The sequence below is a fragment of the Streptomyces sp. bgisy027 genome, from assembly GCF_057710365.1.
In genome coordinates, this window is record NZ_JBYIVZ010000020.1 from 1 (window position 1) to 11,140 (window position 11,140).

At 68.5% G+C, this 11,140-nt stretch carries 8 protein-coding genes; 3 read left to right on the top strand and 5 right to left on the bottom strand.

Going from position 1 to position 11,140, the window contains the following annotated elements; translation table 11 throughout:
* Positions 1–128 precede the first annotated feature (128 nt).
* Together AC3ETA_RS21425 and AC3ETA_RS21430 are read left to right on the top strand one after the other, a co-directional pair.
* Positions 129–425: a hypothetical protein gene (locus AC3ETA_RS21425; RefSeq protein ID WP_432194522.1), complete on the top strand. Its 297-nt coding sequence runs from the start codon at positions 129–131 to the stop codon at positions 423–425.
* A gap of 67 nt (positions 426–492) precedes the next feature.
* Positions 493–1,257 (top strand): hypothetical protein, encoded by a 765-nt coding sequence (locus AC3ETA_RS21430; protein WP_432194523.1) that lies wholly within the window; start codon positions 493–495, stop codon positions 1,255–1,257.
* Positions 1,258–1,272: 15 nt separating this feature from the next.
* Here AC3ETA_RS21430 and AC3ETA_RS21435 read toward each other — a convergent pair whose 3' ends face one another.
* Positions 1,273–2,364: a Gfo/Idh/MocA family protein gene (locus AC3ETA_RS21435; protein WP_432194524.1), complete on the bottom strand. Its 1,092-nt coding sequence runs from the start codon at positions 2,362–2,364 to the stop codon at positions 1,273–1,275.
* A gap of 104 nt (positions 2,365–2,468) precedes the next feature.
* On the opposite strand from AC3ETA_RS21435, the gene AC3ETA_RS21440 reads away from it, so the two are divergent.
* Positions 2,469–3,638 (top strand): ROK family protein, encoded by a 1,170-nt coding sequence (locus AC3ETA_RS21440; protein ID WP_432194525.1) that lies wholly within the window; start codon positions 2,469–2,471, stop codon positions 3,636–3,638.
* A gap of 74 nt (positions 3,639–3,712) precedes the next feature.
* On the opposite strand, the gene AC3ETA_RS21445 is transcribed toward AC3ETA_RS21440, so the two are convergent.
* From AC3ETA_RS21445 to eboE, 4 genes are all read right to left on the bottom strand, one after another.
* Positions 3,713–5,446: a ThuA domain-containing protein gene (locus tag AC3ETA_RS21445; RefSeq protein ID WP_432194526.1), complete on the bottom strand. Its 1,734-nt coding sequence runs from the start codon at positions 5,444–5,446 to the stop codon at positions 3,713–3,715.
* On the bottom strand, positions 5,443–8,181 hold the full coding sequence (locus tag AC3ETA_RS21450; RefSeq protein WP_432194527.1) for a PQQ-dependent sugar dehydrogenase: 2,739 nt from the start codon (positions 8,179–8,181) through the stop codon (positions 5,443–5,445). Before AC3ETA_RS21450 ends, AC3ETA_RS21445 begins: the two co-directional genes overlap by 4 nt.
* Before the next feature lie 411 nt (positions 8,182–8,592).
* Positions 8,593–9,972 carry an alkaline phosphatase family protein gene (locus AC3ETA_RS21455; protein WP_432194528.1) on the bottom strand — a complete coding sequence of 460 codons (1,380 nt, stop codon included), beginning with the start codon at positions 9,970–9,972 and terminating at the stop codon, positions 8,593–8,595.
* A complete protein-coding gene (eboE, locus tag AC3ETA_RS21460) occupies positions 9,969–11,138 on the bottom strand; it encodes a metabolite traffic protein EboE (RefSeq protein ID WP_384779299.1) in 1,170 nt (389 codons plus the stop codon). The genes AC3ETA_RS21455 and eboE overlap by 4 nt, the downstream gene beginning before the upstream one ends.
* Positions 11,139–11,140 lie beyond the last annotated feature (2 nt).

Consider the following 11,140-nt stretch of genomic DNA (forward strand, 5'->3'; position numbering starts at 1 on the left):
TTCGCCCGCAGTTGCTCGATCTCCCCAAGATCCACGACGCCAGCATGCACCACCGAAGACCCTGCGATCAAAACAACCTAACGAAGTACTACTAGCTAGTCGACTAGTGGGCCGGACTGGAGCAGACCATGCCCGATCTCTCGTGCCACGCCCGTCAGCTGCGTGAACTCGCTGACGCTCTCGACGCGCAATCCGACCTGACCGACGACCCGTTGGCGCCTCATCCGGACACACTGGAGGTCATCAGTGGCCGCCATACCAGTCGTGGGCAGATCAACTACGCCGTCCCCGACGTTCTCCAACTGCAGCGGCGCATCCGCCGCTATCACGCGGACCACGGTGTGCAGCACGGCGACATCGTCGCGCTTGCTCTTGATGCCTTCCTACGCGCCAAGGGCTACCCGCCGGACGCCAAGCCACCGTGACAGACACACCATGAGCAGGCTGGACAATCGACTCTTACTGAAAGGCCATCGGTCGACACCCCGGGAGTTGGCCGAACGCGTGATGGCCGACGGCAGGCATCTGGCCCGGCTGCTCGCGCTCAACCCGACGTTCCCCGCAGACCTCGCGGCCCGGCTGGCCGGTCACGAGGATCCGCAGGTGCGACTCGCCCTCTCCGCGAGGCCGGAGCTGACGGAGGCTCAGCGGGCCGCGATCGACTGGACGGTGGCGCCCGAGGACCGGCTGGACGTGCTGAAGTGGGTGTGGCGCTCGCGCGAGGACAAGGACGTGCTGCGCCGCTGCGCGCACTCGGCGCACACCTGGCTGCGGCGCACCGCCGCGCTGTGCGAGGTACTGCCCGAGGACTGGGTGCAACTCCTCGCAGAAGACGAGGTTTTCGCCGTACGGCTGTTGCTCGCCGAGTGGCATCCGACAGCACCGCCGGAGCTGCTGTACGACCTGTATCTGCACGGCACGCGCCGTGCCGTCGGCATGCTCGTCGCCCGGCCGGGGTTCCCTTCGGCCGGGCTGGCAGCGCGCTGCGCAGGCGCGGAGGATCCGAGGGAGCGCGCTCTCGCGCTGCGTGATCCGGCCGCCTCGCCGTCCCTGGTCGAGCGGCTCAGCCGGGACACGGACGCGGGCGTGCGCAGGGTGGCGGCCCACGATCCCCGGCTGCCGGTGGTCCGGCTGGGCGAGCTGCTCGACGACCGGGAGGTGGGCAGTGCGGCAGCGGCCACCCCCTCGTTGCCCGTGACGGAGATGTGGGCCCTGCTCGACCGGGCGGGGGTACCAGAGCTGCCGGCCGACCGGTGAAACCGTATGCGCACCTCAGCACGCGACCCAGGCTCCCTCCTTCGCCGACTGGAGTGCCGCGTCGGTGAGATGGGCGGCGCGTGCTCCGTCCTGGAACAGGGGCAGGCCCTCTCGGCGCTCGCCCTTCACCGTGGCGTAGGTATCGGCGATGAAGGAGTTGAAGCAGTCCTGGAAACCCTGCGGGTGTCCGGCAGGCAGCGGCGAGTACGGCTTGGCTGCCTCGGACAGGGTCATGGGGTCACGGACCAGGGCCTGGGAACCCTCGCGGGCTCCGAGCCAGAGTCGTTCCGGGCTCTCCTGGTCGAAGGCGAGGCTGCCCGTGGCGGCGGAGATCTCGAGGAAGAGCCGGTTCTTTCGGCCGGGGGCTACCTGACTGACGGCGACCGAGCCGAGGGCGCCGGAGGCGGTGGCGAACTGGATGGTGGCGAGGTCCTCGGTGAGGACGGGGCCGCTGGTCACCCGGTCGGCGACCACCACGGAGGTCTGGGCGCAGAGCTTGGTGATCCGCTCCCCCGTCACGAACTCGACCAGGTCGAACCAGTGGGATCCGATGTCACCGATGGTCCGGCCGGGGCCGCCCTTGGCGGGGTCCACGCGCCAGTTGTCGTCGGTCGACTTGAGCAGCCAGTCCTGCAGGTAGCTGCCCTGGATCAGGCTGATCCGGCCCAGGTCGGCCAGCCGCTCCCTGGCCTCACGGACCATCGCATGGAAGCGGTACACGAACGGCACAGCGGCAACCAGCCTGGCGTCACGGGCACGCTCCGCCATCAAGGCGGCCGTCGGCGCGTCGGTCGCCAGTGGCTTCTCGCAGATCACTGCCAGCCCCGCGTCCAGCGCCTTGAGCGCCAGAGGAGCGTGCAGGTGGTTGGGGGTGCAGACGTGCACCACATCGACGAGCTCGGACTCGATGAGGTCCTCGGCCGACCCGAACGCTCGTTCAGCTCCGAAGAGCCGTCCCGCCTGGAGCGCCCTCTCCTCGTCCACATCCGCAACAGCCGCGAGCCGCGCTCCGGCCTGCCGAGCGGCCCGTGCGTGGATCTGGGCGATAAAGCCAGTTCCGATGATTCCAACACGAACTTCCGATGATTCTCGTCGTATATCCAGCATGGCATGGATGCTATGGACGACTTATGCTGCCAGTCAAGCAAAAGCTTCGTGCTCGGTATGCTTTTGTCCATCGGTGAGCGTCACGACGACGAGGGGATGCGGAGTTGACCATCGAAGCGGCAGGCGCAGGCGCACTTCTGGCGATCCTGCGGCATGGCGAAGCCCTGACCCGTACCGAATTGATGCAGCTCACCGGTCTCGCCAGGTCCACGGTGTCCCAGCGGCTCGATGCCCTGCTCGACCATCGATGGATCATGCCGGCGGGTGACGCGATCTCCTCCGGAGGAAGGCCCGCCGTCGCGTTCACGTTCAACGCCGGGTCAAGAGTCGTGCTCGCCGCCGATCTCGGCGCCACGCACGCGCGGCTCGCCGTGACCAACCTGGCCACCCAGGTGCTGGCAGAGCGCAGCCAGGACATGGCGATCACCGAGGGCCCCGAGCAGGTCCTGGAGTGGCTTGTCCAGGAGTTCGAGAGCCTGGTGAGGGAGAGCGGGCACACGCTGTCCGACATTTGCGGAGTCGGCATCGGCCTGCCGGGACCGGTCGAGCACTCGACGGGCCAGCCCGTCAACCCGCCGATCATGCCCGGCTGGGACGGTTTCGACGTACCGGGCTGGCTCGAACCACGCCTCGGCGCCCCCGTCCTCGTCGACAATGACGTCAACATCATGGCGCTCGGCGAGCATTGGGCGGTCAGCCCCCAGATAGGGCACATGCTCTTCGTGAAGGTCGGCACTGGAATCGGCTGCGGCATCATCACCGAGCACCGCCTTCACCGCGGCGCCCAGGGAGCCGCAGGAGACATCGGGCACGTCCAGGTCACCATGGCGCCCGAGCGGGTCTGCCGGTGCGGCAACATCGGCTGCCTGGAAGCCGTGGCCGGCGGCGCGGCGATCGCCGAGCAGTTGCGCGCCGCCGGCCAGGACACGGCTGACAGCCGGGACGTGGTCGCCCTGGTCCGGTCCGGAAACCCCGCGGCGATCCAGATGATCCGCCAGGCCGGCCGGGACATCGGGAAGGTCCTGGCGTCGCTGGTGAACTTCTTCAACCCTGGCGCGATCGTCATCGGCGGCGACCTGTCCGACGCAGGCGAGCATCTCCTGGCTGGCGTCCGTGAACTCATCTACAGCCGTTCCCTGCCCTTGGCCACCCAACATCTCACGGTCCGCGTCCGCCAACTCGGCGACCGCGCCGGCGTCATAGGGGCGTCGGTCATGGTCCTGGAGCACGTCCTCAACCCCACCGCGGTGGACCGCTCGGTCGCGGGTGCGTAGCCCTGGATCGACACAGGTCTGGCCCCGCCAGCATGCGGCGGAGCCAGAACCTGCGGCCTACGTCTGGTCGGCGGTCAGGACGCGGCCTTGGTGAAGGTGAAATCGTCCACGTCGAACAGGCCGGACCCGCTGCCCGCGAAGGTCAGATGCACGTCCGAGGTGCCCGCCGGGACATTCGACAGGGTCGTCGACACCTCCCGGAACGTCGACCAGCCACCGGTGTTCGGCACAGCGACCGAGCCCAGGATCGGGCCGGTCGGGGAACCGCTCCGAACCTGGAGGGTGCCGCCCGGACCACCGGACACGACCCGGGCGCGGAAGCCCGTCGCGCCGTTCACCGCGACCCCGTCGTATCGCGCCCAGTCCCCCGGATCGATGTAACCCAGAGTCCGCCCGCCGTTCGCCCCGCCCTTGGTGTACGGCGACACTCCGCTCGCGGACGAGTACGACTCAGCCTGCACCGTGGTCGGGGACGCCGTGGTCAGGTCCTTGATCCGGATGTTGCGGAACGAGACATCGTCACCGGTCCCGTGGTTCTGGAGGCCGATGTGGCCGGCCAGGGAGCGGGCGGGGTTGGTGTTCGTGTAGTCGTTGATCTTCGTGCCGTTGAGGAACACCTGGAGACGCTCGCCCTCGACGAGCAGCTCGAAGGTGTTCCACTCACCTGACGGGTTGAGCGCGGCGTCGCGGGCGGCGACATCCGGGCCCTTGAAGGAGTAGACGGCCCCGGTGGTCCGGTCCGGGGAATCGGTGGGATCGATCTGGACCTCGTAGCCGTTGTTCACAGCCGACCATGGGTCGTTGGACGGCGGGAAGCCCAGGAAGACGCCGGAGTTGTCGTCGCCGTCCGTCTTCCAGTCCAGCTTCAGCGAGTAAGAGGTGTACTGCTTGGCGCTGTACCAGAACAGCCCCATGCCCCCTTGCGACTTCAAGGTGGCGTCGGAGTTGCTGAAGCTCCCGGCTCCGGCTTGCGACCAGCCGGTGGTCGAGCCGTTGTACAGGGCCGTGTAGCCGGTTTCGGGGCGGCAGTCGGCATTCGTGTCACCCGCCGCGTACCGGATGCCGCCCAGCAGGTGCTTACGGAAGGCCGGGTCGGCGTAGGACTGCTCGGTGTGGCCCATGCCGGTGTACCAGGAGCGCCCGCCCTGGTAGGGCTTGCACCAGGCGATCGGATGGTCCCCCATCGCGTCGGAGCCGGGGCTGTAACTGGACTCGTCCAGCGAGGCCAGCACGTGCGCGGTGGAGCGGGGGTTGGTCTTGTAGTTGTACCACTCGTCGAACCTGTTCCAGGTCCCAGGCAGGTGCGCGGTACCGGGGTGGGCCCGGTCTTCCACCGTGACCGCTGCGGTCTGCTGGTGCGGATGGCTCTTGAAGTAAGCGCCGACGAGCCCGCCGTAGAACGGCCAGCCGTACTCGGTGTCGGCGGCGGCGTGCACCCCGACATAGCCACCGCCCGCCTTGATGTAGGCCTCGAAAGCCGATCGCTGGGCGTCGGTGAACAGCCGGCTCGCGGGATCGTTGGTGACGGTCGTGGTGTTGAGGAACACGACGGCCTCGTATTGGGCCAGGTTGCCCGAGGTGAAGGCGCCCGCGTCCTCGGTGGCGGTGACGGTGAAGCCGTTCGCCGCACCCAGGTCCTTGACCGCCTGGAGACCGGCGGTGATGGCCGAACCGTGCCGGAACCCAACGGTCTTGGAGAAGACCAGGACGTCGAAGTCGTCCGCCGCTGCGGCGGTCGGCGCGGCGCTGACGCCGACGAGCGTGGTGAGCAGCGCCGCTGATGCGCTCAGGAATGCTCGGTATTTCACGTCAGGACCTTCCACTTCTGGTTCGCTCCGCCCCAACAGGTCCAGAGCTGGGTGCGCGTGCCGTTGGCGGAGTTGACGCCCTCCACATCAAGGCACTTACCGGAGTGGGGATTGACCAGCGAACCGTCGGCCCGCTGCTCCCACTTCTGCGCGACGGAGTCGTTGCACCGGTAGAGCTGAACCTTCGCCCCGTTGTCGGTGGAGGCGTCGCTCACGTCCAGGCACTTGCCCAGCGCCCGAAGCGTCTGGCCCTCGCGCTGCCAGGTCTGCGCACCGGTGTCGTTGCAGTCGTAGATCTGCACCTCCGTGCCGTCCTCGGACTTGCCGCCCTCGACGTCCAGGCACTTGCCGCCGAGACCGACGATCGGGCCCGCGGTGGTGAAGCTGAAGGAGTCGACGTCGAAGAGCTTGCCGGAGTCGCCGGAGAAGGTCAGGTACAGCGTGGTCGTCTGCGCGGCCGCGCCGGAGACATTGCCGGTGACCGTCTTGAACGACTCCCAGCCGCCGGTGTTCGCAACCGCCGCCGAGCCCAGTACGGGTCCGGTGGGCGAGCCCGACCGGATCTGCAGCGTGCCGCCGACACCGCCGGAGGAGACCCGGGCGGTGAACGACTTCACCTTCTCCAGACGGTAGGGCGCGAAGGAGATCCAGTCACCGTTGTCGATGTCGCCGACGGTCTGCCCGCCTTCCGCGGCGGTCTTGTCGTACGGCCTGACGCCCGAGGACTTGTCGTAGTGCTCGGCCTGCCGCTTGCGCAGCTGGGTGGTGACGCGCTTGCCGCCCGGGAGGGCCTTGCTGTCGGTGTACGCGGCGTCGAATACGGGGAAGAGCCGCGCGGCGTCACCCTCGTTGGAGTCCTGCGCCTCGATCCATCCCGAGCAGCCCTTCTCCGAGGTCAGCGCGTGCGTGTGTGTGGTCGGAGGGGTGTCGTGCCGGACCAGGTTGGTCATCGAGGCCCGGTTGCAGTCGGGTGAGGAGCCGTCCTCGGCGTCGGTCGCGGTGAACTGGAACGGGATGATGTCGCCGTAGGAGACCAGCTGGCCGTCCACCGGCTGGCTGACCGTGACGGTCGGCGGAGTGTTCCCGACCCCGATGACCGCGTCGGCCGTCGCGGTGGCGCCGTTGGAATCGCGGACGGTCAGGGTCGCCTTGTAGGTGCCGTTGGCGGTGTAGGTGTGGGACGGGTTGGCCTCGGTCGAGGTCTGTCCGTCCCCGAACGCCCACGAGAAGCTGATCGCATCGCCGTCCGGATCCTTCGACCCGGCGGAGGAGAAGTTCACCGCGAGCGGTGCGTGCCCGTACTGGGGGTTCGCGGCGGCCTCGGCCACCGGGGCATGGTTGCCGCCAGATCCGACGTAGTCGTACCGCAGCAGCCGGGAGTTCTCGTTCGGCTCGAAGTTCCCGCCGGTGCCGTAGTCCAGGACATACAGGGCGCCGTCCGGCCCGAACTCGACGTCCATCACCTGGTTGACGTTGTCCGACGGGCTGTCCTTGAAGGTGCTGATCTCACCCACGCCTCCGCCGGAGGTGACATGGACGGCCTTGATCCAGCCGCGGGCGAACTCGCCGGCGAAGAAGTGCTCGCTGAGCGACTGCGGGAACTTGGTGGTCGAGGGGTTGGCCGCGTCGTAGCGGTAGACCGGACCGGCCATCGGCCCTTCCCCGCCCCCGCCGAACTCCGGCGGGCTGCCGGCGTCGCCGCCGTAGCGGATCCAGGACGGCTTGGCCGGGGGGAGCTTCGCCAAGCCGGTGTTGTTCGGGGAGTTGTTGGTGGGGCCGCCGGCACAGTCGTACTTCGGTCCGGTCGTGTTGGTCGCGAAGTTCCAGTCGTTGTATGTCTCGGCCGTGGTGTTGGTGCCGGTGCAGTAGGGCCAGCCGTAGTTGCCGGGGCCGGTGATCCGGTTGAACTCGACCTGCCCTGACGGACCGCGGTTGGGGTCGGTGGGGCCGCCGTCGGGGCCGTAGTCGCCCACGTAGATCGCGCCGGTCTGCTTGTCGATGTTCATGCGGTACGGGTTCCGCAGGCCCATCGCGTAGATCTCGGGCCGGGTCTTGGCCGTGCCGGGCGCGAAGAGGTTGCCCTGTGGGATCGAGTAGCTGCCGTTGTCGTTGACCTTGATCCGGAGGATCTTGCCGCGCAGGTCATTAGTGTTGGCCGAGGTGCGCTGGGCGTCGTAGGCCTCGCGGCCGGGCTGCTCGTCCAGCGGCGCGTAGCCGGTGGCGAACGGGTTGGTGTCGTCCCCGGTCGAGAGATACAGGTTGCCGGCGGAGTCGAAGTCGATGTCGCCGCCCACGTGACAGCAGATGCCCCGGGTCGAGGCGACATCGAGGATCTTCACTTCGCTCGTCGTGTCGAGGGTGTAGTCGGCCTTCAGCGTGAACCGGGACAGGCGGTTCACGTTCTCCGAGGCGGGCGCGTAGTAGAGGTAGATCCGCCGGTTCGAGACGAACCCGGGGTCGACGCCGACGCCCTGCAGGCCTTCCTCGTCATGCGTGTAGACCGGAAGCGAGCCGATGACGGTGGTGTTGCCGCTCTTGTCGGTACGCCGCAGCTTGCCGTCCCGCGCGGTGTGCAGGACCGAGAGGTCGGGCAGCACCTCCATCGCGATGGGCTCACCGAGCTCCCCGCCGCCCTTTGCGAGGGTGACCTCCGAGAAGTCCTCGGGAACGATGTCATGCGCGGCAGCGGGGGTGGAGAGCCCGGCAACCGCTGAGAGTGACGCGGCCATCAGCATGAACGACACCGTTGCCGCACGCCAGGGACGTGTTCTTCGAGACACGAAGTTGCCTTTCGACATTCGACACGCTCGCCGACCGCGTCGAGAGGCTGGATCACCCGCCCCTGCCGGCGTGCCACCCGCCGGCGTCCGGGACGCGCCGCCACAGTGACAGGCCCCCTTTTGCTCGTCAAGAGTCTTAACAGAAGCCTTACATGCATGTGCTTTTGCTTGACATCCGTCATAAGGGCTCGCATGATATCGACCAACAAAGGGGACTTAGGCCCAAGTTGAAGTCGGCGTGAGCCGCAATCCGGACAGCCGCCCCGGGACCCCCAACCCGCCGTACCGACGCCTCTGGCACGCCGAGCCGGTGTCCGTACGGTTGCCACCCTGCGGGTTGGGGCCCGGTGCGGCGCCACGACGCCATCAGGGCGCCCCCGCAAGACCCAGTAGCAGGTTCTTCACCTCCGTGGCCCGGACCGGGCCAGTGACGGCATGCCGGTCGGAGCAGAGGATGAGAGGGCCGTCCTCCGGGTCCTCGGGCAGCCGGCCGTGACTGCCACGTACCGGCGAGGGATCGAGCGGTACGACCGCCATGCGGTACCGCATGCCGAGCTTCTTGCGCGCCAGGGCTGTCGCGGCCTTGACCATGACGTAGGGGTCGAGCGGGTCCATGAAGAGTTCGACCGGGTCGTAGCCGGGTTTGCGATGGATCTCGACCAGCCGCGCGAAGTCGGGTGCGCGGGCGTCGTCGAGCCAGTAGTAGTAGGTGAACCAGGCGTCGGGCTCCGCGATCGCGACCAGTTCCCCGGAGCGCGGGTGGTTCAGTCCCTGCGCCTTCTTGCCTTCGTCGTCAAGGAGTTGACCGAGGCCGGGCAGTCCTTCCAGCGCGGCACGGGTCGCGTCCAGGTCCTCCGGGCGGCGCACATACACGTGGGCGATCTGGTGGTCGGCGACCGCGAACGCCCGTGACGCCATCGGGTCCAGGTACTCCATGCCGTCCTGTGTGTGCACCTCCAGCAGGCCCGCGCGGCGCAGCACCCGGTTGATGTCTACGGTGCGGGTGACACGGGTGATGCCGTACTCGGACAGGGCGACGACGGTACGGCCCTCGGCGCGGGCGTCATCCAGGAGCGGGGCCAGCGCGGTGTCCAGATCGGCGGCCGCTTTCAGGGAGCGCGGGTCGTCGGGGCCGTAGCGCTGCAGGTCGTAGTCCAGATGCGGCAGGTAACACAGGGTCAGGTCAGGACGCCGGGTGGTGTTGATGTGGCGGGTGGCGTCGATGATCCACTGAGTGGAGACCAGGTCCGCGCCGGGGCCCCAGAAGCGGAACAGCGGGAAGGTGCCGAATTTGTCGGTCAGTTCGTCGTGCAGGGCGACGGGGCGGGTGTAGCAGTCGGGTTCCTTGCGGCCGTCGGCGTAGTAGATGGGGCGGGGGGTGACGGTGATGTCGGTGTCCGCGCCCATCGCGTACCACCAGCAGATGTTGGCGACCGTGTAGCCGGGGTGGGCGCGGCGGGCCGCGTCCCAGAGTTTGTCTCCCTCGACCAGGCCGTTGTGCTGCCGCCACAGCAGCACCTCGCCCAGGTCGCGGAAGTACCAGCCGTTGCCCACGATGCCGTGCTCGGCGGGCAGGGTGCCGGTCAGGAACGTCGACTGCGCCGCACATGTCACCGCGGGCAACACCGTGCCGAGGGGCGCCTGGGAGCCGGTCTCGGCCAGCCTGCGCAGGTTCGGCATGTGGTCGAGGAGACGGGGGGTGAGGCCGACGACGTCGAGCACGAGCAGGGGGGTGGGCCCGGTCATGGCAGCTCCTTCAGGCCGAGGTGGATCAGCAGGTCGCGGGCGAAGGCGAGTTCGGCGGCGATGCCCTCGATCAGGCCGGCGCGGTCGACAGGCCGCAGTGAGGGCGGCAGTGCCTCCCAGGTGTAGGTCTCCACCTCCAGGTGGCGCGTGCGGGCGACGGAGCCGCCGACGAGATGGGTGAGGCAGTCCCGCAGCACGGGCAGCGTGGAGGTCAGCGGCCTCGCGGGCACCGCGTGCAGGGGCACGTGGAAATGCGCACGCCAGGGTCCGGTTACCGGGAGGCCGCCGAGCCCGAGGGCCTCATCGAGGTCGTCGGTGCCGATCAGCCCCTCCGTCGTCCTCACCCGCGTCTGGTGCAGGAAGCGGGGTTCGTCGAAGGCGCGCAGCGCCTCGCGTACCTCGGGCAGGTGCGGGTCCTGCGCGTGCAGGGCGGCGGAGAGCTGAGCCTTGACCACGGGGATGTCAGCGGACCAGAGGTTGCCGAGCGCGGTCGCCGGGTCCTGGAAGGACGTGGCGAGGTGACAGGTGTCGACGCAGACACCGATCCGGTCGTGGCCTATGTCGAACAGTGGCCCGATGGCGTCGGCCGTCGTCTCCACGACACAGCCGGGCTCCGGTTCCAGGCCGATGCTGATCGACCGTCCGGTCGATCGCTCCATGGCATCAAGGTATTCGGCCAGGGAGAGGAGTGCGTTGTGCGCTGTGTGAGCCGACCTGGAGTCGTACGACGTCCGCCAGGCGAGCGGGAGGGTGGAGATGCTGCCTTCCCTGACGCCATCTGGCAGGAGCGCGGTGAGCAGACGGGCCAGGTTGGCGGTGTAGCGGAGGCGTTCGGGTTCGGCCCAATCCGGCCTGTACACCCGGTACTTGACCTCCTGGGCGCCGAACCCCTTGTAGGGAAAGCCGTTGAGGGTGACGACCTCAAGGCGCCGCATTGCCAGCTCGGCGCGCAGGAGTTGCAGGGCGTCGGGATCACTGATGAGCGTGAACGCGGCGTCCTCGGCGAGCCACAGGCCGATGCCGAGGCGGTCCAGGCCGAGGCGGCGGCGGACCGGCTCGCAGTAGTCGCGGAGTTGGGCCAGGACACCCGCCAGGGTCTCGGCCGGGTGGGCGTTGGTGCAGTACGCGAGGTGGACGGTGGAGCCGTCCGGGTGGAGGAAGCGCATGC